The sequence below is a fragment of the Dactylosporangium sp. NPDC005572 genome (assembly GCF_040605515.1).
In the GTDB taxonomy this organism is placed as follows: domain Bacteria; phylum Actinomycetota; class Actinomycetes; order Mycobacteriales; family Micromonosporaceae; genus Dactylosporangium.
Genome location: NZ_JBEXCY010000036.1, coordinates 1 through 16819, shown reverse-complemented (window position 1 = coordinate 16819; position 16819 = coordinate 1). Strand labels below are relative to the sequence as shown.

General features: G+C 73.0%; 14 protein-coding genes. 7 read left to right on the top strand and 7 right to left on the bottom strand.

Features of this window, described 5'->3' with window-relative positions; genetic code table 11:
- Positions 1-108: 108 nt before the first annotated feature.
- From ABZS66_RS19875 to ABZS66_RS19865, 3 genes are read right to left on the bottom strand one after another with little or no spacing between them, the layout of a single operon-like run.
- Positions 109-1089, bottom strand: coding sequence for an SDR family oxidoreductase (locus ABZS66_RS19875; protein WP_354759595.1), 981 nt, complete (start codon positions 1087-1089; stop codon positions 109-111).
- 4 nt (positions 1090-1093) lie between these two features.
- Entirely contained in the window at positions 1094-1507 is a 414-nt protein-coding gene (locus tag ABZS66_RS19870) for a cold shock domain-containing protein (protein WP_354759594.1), read from the bottom strand.
- 31 nt (positions 1508-1538) lie between these two features.
- The gene (locus ABZS66_RS19865; protein ID WP_354759592.1) at positions 1539-3026 is read right to left on the bottom strand and encodes an AMP-binding protein; all 1488 of its coding nucleotides are present in this window, start codon (positions 3024-3026) and stop codon (positions 1539-1541) included.
- A gap of 237 nt (positions 3027-3263) precedes the next feature.
- Between ABZS66_RS19865 and chvE the strand changes: the two genes are divergently transcribed.
- From chvE to mmsB, 3 genes are read left to right on the top strand one after another with little or no spacing between them, the layout of a single operon-like run.
- Positions 3264-4388 carry a multiple monosaccharide ABC transporter substrate-binding protein gene (gene chvE / locus ABZS66_RS19860; protein WP_354759590.1) on the top strand — a complete coding sequence of 375 codons (1125 nt, stop codon included), beginning with the start codon at positions 3264-3266 and terminating at the stop codon, positions 4386-4388.
- Between the two features lie 54 nt (positions 4389-4442).
- Positions 4443-5972, top strand: a complete 1530-nt coding sequence (gene mmsA / locus ABZS66_RS19855; protein ID WP_354759588.1) for a multiple monosaccharide ABC transporter ATP-binding protein — start codon at positions 4443-4445, stop codon at positions 5970-5972.
- A 28-nt stretch (positions 5973-6000) separates the two neighbouring features.
- Entirely contained in the window at positions 6001-7215 is a 1215-nt protein-coding gene (gene mmsB, locus ABZS66_RS19850; RefSeq protein ID WP_354759694.1) for a multiple monosaccharide ABC transporter permease, read from the top strand.
- A gap of 140 nt (positions 7216-7355) precedes the next feature.
- Here mmsB and ABZS66_RS19845 read toward each other — a convergent pair whose 3' ends face one another.
- Together ABZS66_RS19845 and ABZS66_RS19840 are read right to left on the bottom strand one after the other, a co-directional pair.
- Positions 7356-8642: a HAMP domain-containing sensor histidine kinase gene (locus ABZS66_RS19845; RefSeq protein ID WP_354759586.1), complete on the bottom strand. Its 1287-nt coding sequence runs from the start codon at positions 8640-8642 to the stop codon at positions 7356-7358.
- Positions 8639-9346, bottom strand: a complete 708-nt coding sequence (locus tag ABZS66_RS19840) for a response regulator transcription factor (protein WP_354759584.1) — start codon at positions 9344-9346, stop codon at positions 8639-8641. Before ABZS66_RS19840 ends, ABZS66_RS19845 begins: the two co-directional genes overlap by 4 nt.
- A gap of 62 nt (positions 9347-9408) precedes the next feature.
- On the opposite strand from ABZS66_RS19840, the gene ABZS66_RS19835 reads away from it, so the two are divergent.
- From ABZS66_RS19835 to ABZS66_RS19825, 3 genes are all read left to right on the top strand, one after another.
- Positions 9409-9996 carry a DNA mismatch repair protein MutL gene (locus ABZS66_RS19835; protein ID WP_354759582.1) on the top strand — a complete coding sequence of 196 codons (588 nt, stop codon included), beginning with the start codon at positions 9409-9411 and terminating at the stop codon, positions 9994-9996.
- A 74-nt stretch (positions 9997-10070) separates the two neighbouring features.
- Positions 10071-10658, top strand: a complete 588-nt coding sequence (locus tag ABZS66_RS19830) for a hypothetical protein (RefSeq protein ID WP_354759580.1) — start codon at positions 10071-10073, stop codon at positions 10656-10658.
- Between the two features lie 129 nt (positions 10659-10787).
- On the top strand, positions 10788-12359 hold the full coding sequence (locus ABZS66_RS19825) for a cellulase family glycosylhydrolase (RefSeq protein WP_354759692.1): 1572 nt from the start codon (positions 10788-10790) through the stop codon (positions 12357-12359).
- Here the strand turns inward: ABZS66_RS19825 and ABZS66_RS19820 are convergent.
- The gene (locus ABZS66_RS19820) at positions 12340-13290 is read right to left on the bottom strand and encodes an aminoglycoside phosphotransferase family protein (RefSeq protein ID WP_354759578.1); all 951 of its coding nucleotides are present in this window, start codon (positions 13288-13290) and stop codon (positions 12340-12342) included. The two genes, ABZS66_RS19825 and ABZS66_RS19820, sit on opposite strands and share 20 nt — an antisense overlap.
- Before the next feature lie 84 nt (positions 13291-13374).
- On the opposite strand from ABZS66_RS19820, the gene ABZS66_RS19815 reads away from it, so the two are divergent.
- Complete coding sequence (locus ABZS66_RS19815; RefSeq protein ID WP_354759576.1) at positions 13375-15465, top strand: hypothetical protein; 2091 nt, start codon at positions 13375-13377, stop codon at positions 15463-15465.
- A 2-nt stretch (positions 15466-15467) separates the two neighbouring features.
- On the opposite strand, the gene ABZS66_RS19810 is transcribed toward ABZS66_RS19815, so the two are convergent.
- Positions 15468-16819: discoidin domain-containing protein (locus ABZS66_RS19810; protein ID WP_354759574.1), on the bottom strand; the 1352-nt coding region annotated here is incomplete at its 5' end.

Here is a 16819-nt window from a genome sequence, read left to right as displayed (position 1 = left end):
CCGCGGTGAGGGCGGCCGCAGAGAGCGGGCCGCGGTGAGAGTGGCCGCAGCGAGCGGCCCGCGGCGAGGGCAGCCGCGGGCCGGGAGTGAGCTGGGAGGAGCGGAAGGCTAGACGCGGAAGCGGGCCACCAGGTCGTCCATCACCTTGTCGAGGCGTTCGTCGACGATCTGGCGGGCGGGGTCCTCGTCGTGCCAGGCCACGATCTCCCGGGCGCCCTGGTGGAACGGGATGGTGGCGACGAAGTCCGGGACCAGCTGGCGGACCTTCGAGTTGTCGAAGACCATCGAGTGGGCCTTGTCGCCGAGCATGCCGGCGCCCCACTCCGGGTCGGCGGCGGCGATCGCGTCCGATGGGACGTGGACCAGCTTGGCCGTCACGCCGAGGGCGGCGGCCAGGTGTTCGGCGATCTGGTTCCAGGTCAGCACGTCGTCGCCGGTGATGTGGAAGACGTCGCCGATCGCGCGGGGGTGGCCCAGCAGCGGGACGAACGCCTTCGCGAAGTCCTCGTGGTGGGTGAGCGTCCACAGCGACGTGCCGTCGCCGTGCACAACCACCTCCTTGCCCTGGCGCATCCGGCCCAGCACGGTCCAGCCGCCGTCGAACGGCACGAGAGTGCGGTCGTACGTGTGCGACGGGCGGATGATCGTCGCCGGGAAGCCCTTGTCGCGGTACACCTTGACGAGGAGGTCCTCGCAGGCGATCTTGTCGCGGCTGTACTGCCAGAAGGGGTTGCGCAGCGGGGACGACTCGACGACCGGGAGGCGGGCCGGCGGCGTCTGGTAGGCCGAGGCCGAGCTGATGAAGACGTACTGCCCGGTGCGCCCGCGGAACAGCTCGATGTCGGTGTGCACGTGCTCGGGCGTGAACGCGACCCAGTCGACGACCGCGTCGAACGTCAGGCCGGCCAGGGCGTCGCGCACCGACTGCGGGTCGCGGATGTCGGCCTGCAGGAGCCGCGCACCCTCGGGGAGCGGGCGGTCGCGGTTGACGCCGCGGTTGAGGACGTAGAGGTCGATGCCGCGCTCGACGGCCAGCCTGGAGCAGGCGGAGCTGATGATGCCGCTGCCGCCGATGAAGAGAACCCGCACGGGGCTAGCTTTCCACCCACCCGTGGCTGCGCGCAAAGGCGACCAGGTGCTGGCGTGCCTGGGCGATCTGGCTGCCGGTCAGCGACGGCACGTGCTGGATGAGCAGCTCCGTCACCTCCTGCGAGAACTCCCGGCTGGACAGCACGTCGCACAGGCCGTCGTCGTCGGCCGTCGACACGGACCGCACGTGGTCGCGGCGCGGCGGCGCCGGCGTGTCGAGGATGCGGACGGTGGCCACCTTGAGGCCGCGCTCGCCCTCCTCCACCTCGTACTCGACGCGCATGCCGGGATGCACGAGGTGCCGCTGGTCACCGAAGTCGTTGGCATGGACGAAGACGTCCTCGCCGCCCGCGTTGGGGGCGATGAAACCGTAGCCGCGCACCTCGTCGAACCGCAGGATCCTGCCCGTCTCCACCACGCACCACCCACCGAACGCAAAACCGACTGCTTTACAGCATAAGCCGGGTCTTCTGCACCTTGCCCATGGCATTGCGGGGCAGTTCAGCGACGAACCGGACCGCTCGCGGGCGTTTGTGCACGGACAGGTGCCCGGCGACGAACTCGATGAGGTCGCGCTCGCCGACGCCGTCCGCGACGACCCACGCGGTGACGATCTCGCCCAGGTCGGCGTCGGGCGTGCCGACGACCGCCGCCTCCCGCACCGCCGGGTGGGCGAGCAGCGCGTCCTCGACCTCACCGGCGCCGATGCGGTAGCCCCCGCTCTTGATGAGGTCGGTCGAGGCGCGCCCGACGATGCGGTGCCACCCGTCGGGGGCGATGGTCGCCAGGTCGCCGGTGCGGAACCACTCGTCGGTGCGGAGGGGCTGTCCGTGGTACCGCTGCAGCAGCATCGGCCCGCGGATCCACAGCTCCCCGATCGTCTCGCCGTCCCGCTCCGCCTCGGCGCCGTCGTCGCGGACCAGGCGCGTCTCGACGCCCCGCAGCGGCAGGCCGACCTGGCCGGGGCGGCGCTCGCCGGCGGCGCGGGCGCTCACGGTGATGAGCGTTTCGGTCATCCCGTACCGCTCGACGGGCCGATGTCCGCTCAGCGCCCACAACCGCTCGAAGACCGGCACGGGTAACGGCGCGCTCCCGGACACGAGCAGCCGCGCGCGGCGCAGCGCCCGGGCGGCGGCCGGCTCGGCGCACACCCGCGACCAGACGGTGGGCACGCCGAAGTAGAGGGTGCCGCCGGCCGCGGCGTACCGGGCCGGGAGCGGCCGCCCGGTGTGCACCAGCGGCGACCCGCGCCGCAGCGCGCCGAGGACCCCGAGGATCAGCCCGTGCACGTGGAACAGTGGCAGCCCGTGCACGAGCGTGTCGCCGGGCGTCCAGTCCCACGCCTCGGCCACCGCGTCGACCCCGGCCTCGACCGCGGCGTGGGTGAGCACGACGCCCTTCGGCGCCCCGGTGGTGCCGCTCGTGTACATGACCAGGGCGGCCTGCTCGGTGTCCGGCGCCGCGAAGGTGGCACCGGAGCGCCGCCCGACATCGACGGGGATGAAGACGGGGAGGCGGGATCCCGCCGCACCACCGGACCCGCCCGGGACGGCGGCCGCAGGGGAGTCGCGGAGGGCGCCTGCGCTGGCGCCGCCGAGGGCGCTTGGGCCGCGGAGGTCGCTTGCGGCGGCGAGGTCGCCTGCTGGGCCGCCCAGCAGGACGGCCGCGGCGGAGTCGCGCAGAATGTGGTCGCGCTCGGCCGGCCCCGCGTCCGGCGGCACCGGCACCACCGCGCAGCCCGCCATCAGCGCGCCCGTGACGGCGACGACCGTCTCCAGCGACGCCGTCGCGTCGACCGCCACCACCGCCGCGCCGTGGACGTCGCCGGCGACGGCGGACGCCGCGCCGAGCAGTTCCGAGGCGGACAGCCCGCGGCCGGCGACGGTCACGACGGCGGGTTGGTCGGCGGCGGCCTTCAGGCCACTGAGCAGGCGCATGGGCACATCGTCGCACCCCGCCGGTGTCACACCGGTGTCACAACGCGGCTGCATCACGATCGCCGTTCCCGGCTTGACGGGTGTACGTGTGAGCGTTAACACTGTGGCAGCAACGCCCCCGCAACACACACGCAACAGCAAACACCCCCACAAACAAACATCCTCGGCCGCGTCGATGGCATCGCTCACACGAGCCCGCCGTCGGTCGCTGCAGGCTGCCCTGAGGGAGACAGCACCATGAAGTTCACACGGATCGCCGCCGCGGCGGCCGGCCTCGTCCTGGCGCTGAGCGCCACCGCCTGCGGGTCCAGCGAGAAGACCGCCGACAAGGGGGCGGGCACGGCCGGCGAGGGCAGCCTCATCGGCGTGACCATGCCGACGAAGTCCTCCGAGCGGTGGATCGCCGACGGCAACAACGTCAAGGCCGCCCTGGAGAAGCTCGGTTACAAGGTCGACCTGCAGTACGCCGAGAACGACATCCCGACGCAGGTCAACCAGATCGAGAACCAGATCACCAAGGGCGCCAAGCTGCTGATCATCGCGTCGATCGACGGTACCGCGATCACGACGCAGCTGCAGGAGGCGGCCGACAAGAAGATCCCGGTCATCGCCTACGACCGGCTGATCCGCAAGTCGCCGAACGTCGACTACTACGCCACGTTCGACAACTACAAGGTCGGCGTGCAGCAGGCGACGTCGCTGCTGGTGGGCCTGGGCCTGAAGAAGGAGGACGGCTCCGACGGCACCGCCACCGGACCGTTCAACGTCGAGTTGTTCGCCGGTTCGCCGGACGACAACAACGCCACCTTCTTCTTCAACGGCGCGATGGACACCCTCAAGCCGTACATCGACAAGGGCACGCTCGTGGTGAAGAGCGGCCAGACCGACTTCAAGACGGTCGCGATCCTGCGCTGGGACCCGGCGACGGCCCAGAAGCGCATGGAGGACATCATCACCAAGACGTACACGGGCGGCGTCAAGGTCCAGGGCGTGCTCTCGCCCTACGACGGCCTGTCGATCGGCATCCTGTCCGCGCTGAAGAGCAGCGGCTACGGTACCGCCGGGCAGCCCTACCCGATCGTGACCGGCCAGGACGCCGAGGTCGCGTCGGTGAAGTCGATCATCGCCGGTGAGCAGTACGCCACCATCTACAAGGACACCCGCAAGCTCGCCGACGTGACCGTGAAGATGGCCGACGCCGTGCTCAAGGGCGGCAAGCCCGAGACCAACAACACCAAGGACTACGACAACGGCGTGAAGGTCGTTCCGTCGTACCTGCTCGAGCCCGTCGTCGTCTACAAGTCGAACTACAAGTCGGTGCTCGTCGACTCCGGCTACTACACCGAGGACAAGCTCAAGTAGCACGCGCGCAGCGGGGACCCCGGTAACGGGGTCCCCGTCGCCGGAGGAGAACACATGACCGACGCGATTCTGCAGATGCGCGGGATCACCAAGACGTTCCCGGGCGTGACCGCGCTCTCGGACGTCAACCTGACCGTGCGGCGCGGCGAGATCCACGCCATCTGCGGCGAGAACGGCGCCGGGAAGTCGACCCTGATGAAGGTCCTTTCCGGCGTGTACCCCCACGGGACGTACGACGGCGACATCCTCTTCGACGCCGAGCCCTGCGTCTTCCACGGGATCCGCGACTCGGAACGCCGCGGGATCGTCATCATCCACCAGGAGCTGGCGCTGATCCCGTACCTGTCGATCGCGGAGAACATCTTCCTCGGTAACGAGCGGGTCCACCGCGGGCTCATCGACTGGAACCGCACGAACGCCGACGCCGGCGCCCTGCTGGCCCGGGTCGGGCTGCGGGAGAACCCGGTGACGCCGGCGATGGACATCGGCGTCGGTAAGCAGCAGCTCGTGGAGATCGCCAAGGCCCTGTCGAAGGAGGTGCGGCTGCTCATCCTCGACGAGCCGACCGCCGCGCTCAACGACGAGGACTCCGCGCACCTGCTCGACCTGCTGCGCGGCCTGCGCGACCAGGGCATCACCTGCGTGATCATCTCGCACAAGCTCAACGAGATCGAGGCGATCGCCGACTCCACCACGATCCTGCGTGACGGGCGCACCATCGAGACGCTCGACATGCGCTCGGGAAACGTCTCCGAGGACCGGATCATCTCCGGCATGGTCGGCCGCGACCTGGAGCACCGGTTCCCGCCGCACGAGCCGCGCATCGGCGAGGAGGTGCTGCGGATCGAGGACTGGACCGTGCACTCGCCGACCCAGCACGGGCGGCGGGTCGTCGACGGCGCCGGGCTCGCGCTGCGGGCCGGTGAGATCGTCGGCCTGGCCGGGCTCATGGGGGCCGGGCGCACCGAGCTCGCGATGAGCGTCTTCGGCCGCAGCTACGGCGTCGACATCAGCGGCCGCGTCTACAAGCGCGGCAGGCCGATCGAGCTGCGCACCGTCGGCGAGGCCATCGCGCACGGGATCGCCTACGCCACCGAGGACCGCAAGCGGTACGGGCTGAACCTCATCGAGGACATCCAGCGCAACGTGTCGGGGGCGGCGCTGGACAAGCTGTCCCGGCGGGGCTGGGTCGACGACAACCGCGAGTACCAGGTGGCGGAGAACTACCGCGGCAGCCTGAACATCAAGGCGCCCGGCGTCGGTGCCGTCACGGGAACGCTCTCCGGCGGCAACCAGCAGAAGGTCGTCCTCGCGAAGTGGATCTTCACCGATCCCGACGTGCTCATCCTCGACGAGCCGACGCGGGGCATCGACATCGGTGCCAAGTACGAGATCTACACGATCATCAACCAGCTCGCCGACCAGGGCAAGGCGATCCTCGTCATCTCCTCGGAGCTGCCCGAGCTGCTCGGCATCTGCGACCGCATCTACGCGCTCTCCGCCGGCCGGATCACGGGGTCCGTCGATCGATCGGAGTTCTCGCCGGAGCGCCTGATGCACCTCATGACCCGGATCAAGGAGTGACCCGTCCGTGACCCCACCCGTGACCACTGTGGCCGAACCCGCGGTCGTGCCGGCCGTCACGCCACCGACCCGGTTCTCCGTGAACCTGCGCCAGAGCGGCATCTACATCGCGTTCGCCGCGATCGTCGTGCTCTTCGAGATCCTCACCGAGGGCTCGCTGCTGGAGCCGCAGAACATCTCGAACATCATCGTGCAGAACTCGTACATCCTGATCCTCGCGATCGGGATGATCCTGATCATCATCGCCGGGCACATCGACCTGTCCGCCGGCTCCGTGGTCGCCGTCACCGGCGCCTTCGCGGCCGTGCTCATGGTCGACCTCGACGTGCCGTGGCCCCTGGCCATCCTGGCCACGCTGGTCGTCGGCGGCCTGATCGGCGCCTGGCAGGGATTCTGGATCGCGTACTTCGGGATTCCCGCGTTCATCGTCACGCTCGCCGGCATGCTGGTGTTCCGCGCGCTGACCATGACGGTGCTGGGCAACCAGGGCATCGGCCCGTTCCCGGACGACGTGCGCACCCTCGCGAACGGCTTCACGCCCGGCTTCCTGAACAACGTCGGCCTCGGCGTGCTCGGCGGCGCCGACCTGTTCACGCTGCTCGTCGGCCTGGCCGCGGTGGCCGGCATCGTCGTCGTGCAGTGGCGGGCCCGCAGCGGCCGCATCGGCTACGGCCAGCAGGTCGACTCGACGCCGGTCTTCGTCGCGAAGGTGACCGGCGCGTCGCTCGTGCTCATGTTCATCATCGTGCAGCTGGCCCGGTTCAAGAACCTGCCCTGGGTGCTGGTGCTGCTCGCGGCGCTCGTCCTGCTGTACACCCTGCTCTCCCAGCGCACCGTGTTCGGCCGCCACATCTACGCGGTCGGCGGCAACCTCCAGGCGGCCAGCCTGTCCGGCGTGAAGGTCAAGTCGGTCACGTTCTGGATCTTCGTGAACATGGGCCTGCTCGCCTCGATCGCCGGCATCATCTTCGCCGGCCGCCTCAACCAGGCCGGCCCCACCGCCGGCAACGCGTTCGAACTGGACGCGATCGCGGCGGCGTTCATCGGCGGCGCCGCGGTCCAGGGCGGCGTCGGCAAGGTGGTCGGCGCGATCACCGGCGGCCTCATCATGGCCGTCATCAACAACGGCATGTCCCTGGTCGGCTCGCCCTCGGAGCGGGTCATGCTGGTCAAGGGCCTGGTCCTGCTGGCAGCGGTGGCGTTCGACGTGTGGGCCAAGCGGAGGGCCGGCCGTTCCCGCTGACACCACTGCCGGCGATCTCGGGGGCGGGCCACGGCACGGCGTGGCCCGCCCCCCGCACTCTGCGTTTCCAGGCCGTTCCGTGTTCCGGCAAGCGGTCGTCCGCGCGCGTGCGGGGCGGGCATTGGCCGCGTGGGCAGTGGCTAGCGGCGGCTGCGGAGCGGCTCCAGCAGGATCGCCACCCGGGCGCCGCGCAGCGGGCTGTGGTCGATGACCAGGCGGCCGCCCGCCGTCTCGGCCACCCGGCGCACGATGTCCAGGCCCAGGCCGGTCGAGCCGGCCCCCGAAGCGCCGCGCCGCGCCGCCCGGGCGGGGTCGCGGATGCCGGGGCCGGCGTCGTCGACGACGAGGCCCCGCGGGGAGACGTTGACCTCGAAGCCGGTGCCCTCGGGGGTGTGCTGGAAGACGTTGCCCAGCATGCAGTCGACCGCCGAGACCAGGTCGGACTCGCTCACCGGCACGAACACCGGCTCCTGGCCGCCGACGACCCGCCACGGGCGGCGCTGGTCCTCGGCCAGGACCGACCAGAACGCCAGGCGGTCGGCGACGACCTCGACCAGGTCGGTGGTCTCCGGGGCCCGGTCGGCCGCCGAGCGCCGGGCGGCCGTGATGATCTGCTCGATCTCGCCGTCGAGGGCGTCGAACGCCTGGCGCATCCGCTCGCCGATCGGGCCGGGCGGCATCGCGTCGGCGTCCAGGCGCAGCGCGGTGAGCGGGGTGCGCAGCCGGTGCGAGAGGTCGGCGGCCAGCTCGCGCTCGGCGTCGGCGAACGCGACCATCTGGTCGGCCATCCGGTTGAACGACCGGGCCGCGTCGCGCAGCTCGGGCGGGCCCTCCGGCTCGACCCGCGCGTGCAGGTCGCCGTCGCCGAACGCGCGGGCGCCCTCGGCCAGCCGCCGGGTGGCCCGGACGATCTGCGCGCCGAGCCGGTCGGCGACCAGGGTCGAGCCGGCGACGAGCACGACCGCGAGCCCGGCGAGCGCGAGCCAGGCGGGGCCGACACCGCGGCTCAGGTCGCCGTCGGACACGTACACCTCGACCACGGCCGTGCGGTCGCCGTCGAGGACGACGGTCTGCAGGTAGGCGAGGCCGCCCGGCGCCTCGACCGTCGCCGAGCGCCCCTGCAGGCCGGCGAGCTGGACGTCCTGGGCCGACGCGTGCGAGGTGCCGACGGTGGGCTCGCCCATCAGGTGTACCGCCAGCCGGCCCGACTGCCCCGCCGGCACGGTGGCGACGGCCCGGTCGAGCGCCCCCGACCCGTTGCCCGACACGGACGCGAGCGCGGCGACCATCGCGTCGGCCTGGTAGCGCGCCTCGGCGAGCGCCCGGTCGTGGGCGATCTGCTTCGTCACGTAGCCGAGCGGGACGAGGAACGCCAGCGCGATCATCGACGTGATTGCGAACGACAGGCGCATCAGCGCGCTTCTCATGCCGGCGGCCGATCCGGGTCGACGAGCATGACCCCGACGCCGCGGAACGTCCGCAGGTACCGCGGCGCCGTCGCGCTCTCGCCGAGCTTGCGCCGCAGCCACGACACGTGGACGTCGATCGTCTGGTCCTCGCCGGAGCTGTCCGGCCGCTGCCACACCTCGGTGAGCAGCTCGCGACGGCTGACGACGCGGCCCGCCCGCTGCGCGAGGTACGAGAGAAGATCGAATTCCTTCTTCGTCAGCTGCATCGGCCGGCCGTCGATCGAGGCGAACCGCTGCTGGGGGTTGACGTGCAGCGCACCGACGGTGACCCCGGTCGGGGGTGCCGCCGGGCCGGGCGTGCCCTGCCCGCGGCGCAGCACGGCGTTGATCCGGGCCGACATCTGTGCGCTGGAGAACGGCTTCGTCACGTAGTCGTCGGCGCCGGCGTCGAGCAGCCGGATGATGTCGCGCTCGGAGCGGCGGGCGGTGGCGACGATGACCGGCGCGTTCGAGATGCCGCGCAGCATCCGCAGCACGTCGAGGCCGTCCATGTCGGGCAGGCCCAGGTCGAGGATGACCAGGTCGGGCGGGTCGGTCGCGATGACCCGCAGCGCCGACCCGGCGTTGCCGACCGGTCGTACCACGTGGCCGGCGTCGGTCAGCGCCCGCGACAGCGCTCCGGACACGGCGACGTCGTCCTCCACGAGCAGGATCAGCGGCATGGCAACACGATAGGTGCAGCCCGTCGGCGGCGGGTGAGGGCACCGGGTGAGAACATCTCACGGTGCGGGTGAGACGAGCGGCGGTGCCGGTGCTGCTGTGGTGCCTGGCGACCGCGGCGAGCATCGCCGTGGCGTCGCTGGCGCTGCGGCCGGTGCTGCGCACGGCCGTCCCGCAGGACACGGTGCCGCTCGAGGCGCTGGAGGACCGCGGGCACGGCGGCGGTCTGATGACCCAGCCGCAGCCGTCGCTGCCGCCGCCCACCTCAGCGTCGCCCCCGGCCTCGGCGCCGCCGACCTCGGCCCGCCCGCCGGCGTCGAGCGGCGCCGCGTCGCCGAAGCCGCCCACGACGACCGCCCCGCCGGCCCGGGTCGTCGACGGCTGGACGGTGACGACGGGCGGCGACGGCGTCGACACGTACCTGCGCTCGTTCCGCACGGACGGCGGCGACGCGGTCATCCGGATCCGCGACGGCGTGGTCTCGCTGGTGACCGCGACGCCCCGCGACGGCTACTCCGTGTCGAAGGCCCAGACCGAGCCGACCCGCCTGGTGGTCCAGTTCGTCGACAACTCCGGCGGCTCGGCCTGGCTGGTCGACGCGATGTGGTGGCAGGGCGCCCCGCACGGCGAGGTCACCCGCATCGGCAACTAGCCAGGCCCGGTCCTGCCGGAATCTTAAGCCGCAGCTAATAGAGCGCGGCGAGAGAGCGCTCTACCGTCGTGGGCGTGCGTGGTGATGCGTGGCGCCGGGCCGGCGCGGTCGGGCTCGTGGCGGTAGCGGCGGTGGTCGCCCTGATCCTGTGGGCCCGGTCGGGCCCGGAGCCGTCCCGCGAACCGTCCCCGCCCGTCGCCGCCGCCTCCGCGCCGGCCGTCACCAGCTCGCTCAGCCCCACCGACCTTGCCTACCTGCAGCTGATGATCTCGCTCGACGACAGCGCGCTGCCGCTGCTGGAGATCCTGGCCGCCGACCCGGCCCAGGCCGCGTTCGCGAAGACCGCCGCCGACGGGCACCGGGCCGAGCTCGCCGAGCTGCGGGCCGCGCTCGTCGCCGGCGGTGGCGTCGAGGACTCGAGCATCCACGCCGGGCACGACCTGCCGGGCATGGTCGTCGACGCCGACCTCGCCGCCGTCCGGGCGGTGCCCGCGGCGCAGCGCACCGCGAAGGCCGTCGAGGTACTGCGCGAGCACCTCACCGGCACCACCGCGCTGTGCACGTCGGAGGGCAGGGCCGGCGCCGACCCGGCGACGAAGGCCGCCGCGGCGCGGATCCTCGACGCGCACGGCAAGCTGCTGGCCGCCCTGCCGGCGATGTAACTTTCGGTTGTCACAACGGCCCTGACCAGCCGGAAGTCCGTTTCGAAAGCGCGCGGACTGGCCCGTACCAGATGCGGCTCTTCTGATGGCGGCATGCGCAAACTCTGGGCCGCCGTCGCGGCCACCAGCATGGCCGTCGTCGGTGCCGTCACCGTCATCGGCCTCAACAGCCAGGCCGTGGCCGCTGTCGGGGGTACCGGCACGGGGTATCTCAGCGCCAGCGGCGCGCAGCTCGTCGACGCCACCGGCGCCAAGGTGCGGCTCACGGGCATCAACTGGTTCGGCATGGAGACCGACAACAAGACGTTCCACGGCCTGTGGGCCCGGCCCTGGCGGGACCACATCGACCAGATGGCCAGCCTGGGGTACAACACGCTGCGCGTGCCCTACTCGGACGACGCGCTGAAGGCCGGCGCGCAGGCCAACAGCGTCGACGGCTACACCAACCCCGACCTGCAGGGGCTGTCGCCGCTGCAGATCCTCGACAAGGTCATCGAGTACGCCGGCACCAAGGGCATGCGCATCCTGCTCGACCGGCACCGGCCGTCCGCCGCCGGCCAGAGCGCGCTGTGGTACGTGAGCGCCACGCCGGAGTCGACGTGGATCAGCAACTGGCAGATGCTCGCCCGCCGGTACGCGAACAACCCGACCGTCATCGGCGCCGATCTGCACAACGAGCCGCACGCCGACGGCACCGACCCGAACGGCACCGGCTCCTGCTGGGGCTGCGGCGACACGACGCGCGACTGGCGGCTGGCCGCCGAGCGGGCCGGCAACGCGATCCTCGAGGCGAACCCGAACTGGCTCATCGTCGTCGAGGGCGTCAGCTGCACCAGCGGCGGCAACGCCAACGCCTGGGACAACATCCCCGACGAGCCGTGCGGCTGGTGGGGCGGCAACCTGTCGAAGGCGGGCCAGTACCCGGTGCGGCTGTCGAAGCCGAACAAGCTCGTCTACTCCGCCCACGAGTACGCGAACTCGGTCTACCACCAGCCGTGGTTCGACGACGCGAACTTCCCCAACAACCTGCCCGCGATCTGGGACTCGATGTGGGGGTACCTCGAGAAGCAGAACATCGCGCCGGTGCTCCTCGGTGAGTTCGGCAGCACCCTGCAGGACCCGAAGGACGCGGTGTGGCTGCGCAAGCTCATGGAGTACATGGGCAGCGGCGTGACCGGCATGGACTTCACGTACTGGTCCTGGAACCCCAACTCCGGCGACACCGGCGGCATCGTCCTCGACGACTGGAAGACGGTCAACCAGGCGAAGCAGTCGATCCTCCAGCCGTACCTCATCCCGCCGGTCGGCGGCGGCACCGGCCCGACGGGCTCCGCGTCGGCGTCTGTGTCGGCCTCGGCCTCTTCGTCGCCCAACCCCGGCACCGGCGCCTGCACCGCGACGGTCAAGATCGACAATGCGTGGCAGGGCGGCTACCAGGCCAGCGTCACGGTGAAGAACACCGGCACGTCGGCCCGCAACCCGTGGTCGGCGACCTGGACCGTGCCGTCGGGCGTGACGCTGCAGAGCGGCTGGAACGCCACCGTCACCCAGTCCGGCACCACGTTCACCGCGGCCGCCCCGAGCTGGGCCACGTCGCTGGCGCCGAACGCGTCGGTGACGATCGGCTACACCGCGAACGGCCCGTCGTCGCCGGCCCCGTCCGGGGTCAAGCTCAACGGCGTCACCTGCACGGCCGCATAGCCCGCACGTCCCGCACGAACGCGGTGAGGCCGGTCAGCCGCTCGGCCGCCGAACGATCCAGGGTCTCCCGGTCGTTCGGGCCGAGCGGCTGCTCGCCGAGGGACATCTGCAGCCGCCCGGCGAGCCGCCCGAGCCGGATCCCGACCCGCCGCACCAGCAGGTCCGGCGTCTGCGGCGGTACCGCGCCGCCGTGCTCCCCGTACGCCCGCAGCGTGCGGTGGAACCCGGCGTGCCGGTCGAAGGCCAGCGCCGCGTGGGCCAGCTCCAGGCCGGCGCTGTCCGGCCCGGCGCCGTCCCAGTCGAGCAGCACCGGCCCGGCCGCGGTCACCCGCACGTTCCACGGCTCGACGTCGCGGTGGGTCAGCACGAAGTCGCCCGCCCGCGCGAACCCGCGCTCGACCCAGGCCGCCGCGGCGAGCACGTCCGGCAGGTGCTGCCGGAGCGCCGGCGCCCACCGCCGCCCGAGCCGCTCACCCTGGTCGAGCCAGGCGCGCCAGCAGGTCTCGTCGTCCAGGTGGTACCACTGGGGCCCCGCACGCTCCGCGGGCTCGACCGCGTGCAGCCGGGCGAGCGTCCCGCCCAGCCACTCGGCGACGTCGTCGCTCCCGTCGAGGGCGCGGCCCGCGAGCCACTCGTAGACCCGGATCAGCCCGGACCCGGCCAGCTCCGCCGCATACTCGAGGCCCGGCAGCACCGGCTCGACCGGCCGGGGCATCGGCAGCCCGGCGGCGAGGGCCCGCCGCTCGAACGCCATCGCCCGCTCGAACGCGTCCCGCCAGCCGTCGGCGGGCACGTGCTTGACGACCACCCGCCCGGCACCGGTGTCGAGCGTCCAGGTCTGCGACGTGCCGTACGCGAGGGGCACCAGCCGACCGTGCGGCCGCCCCAGCCCGAACGCCTCGGTCACCTGGACGGGCTCCGGCGGGCGCATGCGGGCACTGTACCGCCGGGTGGATTCGGCGACCGGCGTACCCGGGGGCCCTCGTGGCCGGCCCCGGTGGTTTACGCTGCGGCCGTGCGGGGGCGGATACTGTTCATGGTGCTCGTCACGGTCCTCGTGCCGGCCCTGCTCCTCGATCCGGTACTGCGGGCGCTGCTGCTGCGCGACCACGCCGCCCTCGTCGACGGGCGCCTGCGCCTCGACACCGGCTCCTGGCTGGTCCACCTCCCGCTGGTCATCGCCTGGTGCTGGGCGGTCACCGCCGGCGCGGCCGTCACCGGCGCGTCGCGGGCGGGTGTGCGGCTGCGCCCGTCCACCGCGGTCCGCCTGGGCCTGCGCGGCCTGCCGCTCGTGCTGCTGGCCCTGGCCATCGCCGGCGCGGCGGTGGCGCTGGAGGTCTGGACCCTGGTCCTGGTGTCCGAGGTGCGGGTGGTCTGGCTGACGCTGCTGGTCGCGTTCCTGCTCGTGATGCCGTTCGTCCTGGTCCGGCTCGCCCTGGTCGCCCCGGCGTCGGTGCTGGGCGGCCTGCCACCGGGCGCGACGTTCTCGTTGCTGCTGCCGCTGGTGTCCGGCGTGGCCCTCGGCCCCGCCGTGCTGCTCGGCGCGGCGGCCGTCCTGCACCACACGGTCCTGCCGCCCCGGGTGCTCCCGGTGGGCGTGAGCGAGCTGCTCTGGCACGTGGTGCTGGTGCTCACCGCCGCCCTGCAGTCGTACACGCTGGGCCGCGCGTTCACGTCCGCGACCGGCGCCGACGAGGTCCGCCGCACGCTGTCGCCCTACGCGCCGCCGCCGGGCTCCGCGACCTCCTCCGTGTCCGCATACCTGGGCCACCTCCGCCTGGCCGCGGTTGCCCTGCCCGCAGTCCTGGTCGCGACGCTGACGCTGGTCAACCCGTACCGCCTCGCACCGATCGGCGAGGGCATCATCGGCGGCTTCGACACGGTCCTGGCGGTGGGCTGGCCGGCGGGCCGCCCGCCGGTCGTGGCCGGCGCCTCCCGGGTGTACGACTGCCTGGACGACGCCTGCCACCGCAGCCGTGGCACGTTCATCTACAACGAGGCCAACCGCCACGCGAACGCCGTGGCCGCGTCGGTGGGCCCGGACGGCACGGTCACCTACCTGCTGCTGGCGGACGACTCCTCCGGCGGTGCCGGCCAGACGCTGCTGAGCCGCTGCGACCCGGCCCGAGGCTGCGACACGGCCCAGGTCAACATCCCGTCCCTGCCACCGGGCAACCCCCCGACCCTGGCCGTGGCGACGGCTCCCGACGGCGCGTTCCTGGTCGCGGTGGCCCGCCCGCTGCCCGGCGGTGCCGCGAGCGAGCTGTCGGTGATCCGCTGCCCCGCCGCTGCCCCGCCCGCGCCCCCGTCGCCCTCGACCCCGCCCCGTTCGGCCCCACCCTCGACCCCGTCCAGCACGGCGCTGCCCGGCTCGGCACAGCCCTCTTCCCAGCCCTCTTCGCAGCCCTCTTCGCAGCCCTCGAGCCCGCCCGGCTCGGCCCCGCCGGCGCCGGGCCCACCGACGCCGGGTGCGGCCACGGCGGACTGCACGAACCCGGGTGTGACGGTGCTCGGGACGGCGGCGACGCAGCCGCCGGGGCTCGCCGGCGAGTACGTGCCGCCGCACCTGCGCCTCCTGACGCTGACCGTCGACGACTCCGGCACACCATGGGTGGCGCTGCGCGAACCGAACGGCCCCCGGGTCTGGCTCGGCACCTGCGCGTCCGGCACCTGCACCGTTACCGAACGTCACGGCCCGCCCGTGCGTGGCGGTCCGTTCACCGCGTTGCCGACCGGCGGCACGGTCCACCTGGGCGCGGGCCGGCTGCGGTACTGCACCGCGGACACCTGCTCCGAGCAGCTCCTCACCGCCGACCCCCGCGACGACGACACGGCGGTCGTGTGGGCCGACGGCGCCGTGTACGCCCTGGTGACCGAGCCGGTGAGCCGCCTCGGCCTGGGCAACGCCGGCCCACTCGCCGACATCCGCCGCCCGGTCGTGGTCCGCTGCGCCGACCCCACCTGCCGCCAGCGCCGCACGGTGGCCCTGGCGATCCCGCCGGAGATCGTGTCCTCGAGCTGGCTGGCGGTGGACCCGACCGGCCGCGTGATGGTCGTCCACGACCGATACGACGCCCTGACGGTCCAGACCCTCCGCCTGCCGTAGACCTACGCCCGGTAGATCTCGACCGACGACAGCTGGCCGGCCGGCTGGACCGAGTTCGCGGTGAAGACCACCCGTACGTACCGCTGCTGGGAACGCGCGAAGGTGGCCGACGTGCTGTTGCCGGACGACGGGGCGAACGCGTACGTCGCCTCGGCCGACAACGTCGTGAAGGAGCTGCCGTCGCGGCTGCCCAGGACCGTGATGCGCTGGGTGCGGGACGGCCAGGCCTCCGTGGGCGGTAATCGGAACACCACGCGACCCACGTCCGTGGCCGGGCCCAGGTCGATCTGGACCCACTGCGGGAAGGCGTTGTTGCGGCTCTCCCAGTACGTCATCGGGTCGGGGTCGGTCACGTGCCGGGCCGGGTACACGTCGGTGTGGCTGCTCTCCGTCACCGGGCGGCGGGTGGCCAGGTTGGGGCCGCTGTCGAGCTCCCCGGTCGGCGGGCTCGCGGACGGTGACGGGGAGACCGGGCCCGAGCGCTGCGGTGACGGGGACGACGAGGTGGACGGCCGGGCCGAGCTCGGCCGGCCCGACGGCGACGCCGGCCCGCTCGACGCCGGCGCCTGCGCGGTCTGGGGCCCGCCGTTCACGGACGCGTCGGCGACGATCCCGCCGGCGTCGTCAGCGCCACCGTCCCGGCCGGGCCAGGCCGCGGCGATGCCCGCCACGAGCAGGACGAGGGCCGCGATCGCCGCCGAGACGACGATCGCCAGGCGCCGCCGCCCCATCCCGCCGACGCGGGCGGGCTCCGGAACCGGTTCGGGAGGCATCTCGACGGGCACGGACGCGAGGAACGGCCGGGCACTCGGTGCGGACGCGACGTTGGGGTTGGCCTCCGCGGCGTCGCCCGGCGGGCCGGCCTCCGGGCCGGCGGACGGCGGGTGGCCGGGATAGCGCTCGGCGAGCTCCTGCGCGGCCGCCAGGCCCCAGGCCGACGCCTCGCCTTCCACGGTGATCTCGACGGCTGCCGGTATGCCGGTGAGGGCCGCCGCGAACAGCGCCGACAGCGGCGGCCACAGCAGGTCGTCGACCGATGTGCCCGCGACCCCGACGACCACCCGGTAGCGCTGACCGGCCGCCGTGGCCACCGCCGGGAGCGACCCCGGCGGCAGGGCGTGCAGGCCCCCGGGCCGGACGTGGACGGTCCAGTCCAGGTCCATGGCATACGTGGCGGCGTCGAGCGGGCGCAGGGCCGCGTGGGGCGAGGCCGACGCGGCAACCTCCTCCGTGCCGTCCGGCAGGACCCGCAGCAGCCAGGCCGGCTCGGCCCACACCGGCCGGAGGGCGCTGTCCAGGACGCAGATACTCCAGGGTGTCGAGCACGGCATCGAGCCGTGCGAACGTGATCTTC

Bases quoted from the DNA above. Each gene is read 5' to 3' on its own strand.
- ABZS66_RS19865 (WP_354759592.1), bottom strand. From the start codon at position 3,026: ATGCGCCTGCTCAGTGGCCTGAAGGCCGCCGCCGACCAACCCGCCGTC.
- chvE (WP_354759590.1), top strand. From the start codon at position 3,264: ATGAAGTTCACACGGATCGCCGCCGCGGCGGCCGGCCTCGTCCTGGCG.
- mmsA (WP_354759588.1), top strand. From the start codon at position 4,443: ATGACCGACGCGATTCTGCAGATGCGCGGGATCACCAAGACGTTCCCG.
- ABZS66_RS19845 (WP_354759586.1), bottom strand. From the start codon at position 8,642: ATGAGAAGCGCGCTGATGCGCCTGTCGTTCGCAATCACGTCGATGATC.
- ABZS66_RS19840 (WP_354759584.1), bottom strand. From the start codon at position 9,346: ATGCCGCTGATCCTGCTCGTGGAGGACGACGTCGCCGTGTCCGGAGCG.
- ABZS66_RS19825 (WP_354759692.1), top strand. From the start codon at position 10,788: ATGGCCGTCGTCGGTGCCGTCACCGTCATCGGCCTCAACAGCCAGGCC.
- ABZS66_RS19820 (WP_354759578.1), bottom strand. From the start codon at position 13,290: ATGCGCCCGCCGGAGCCCGTCCAGGTGACCGAGGCGTTCGGGCTGGGG.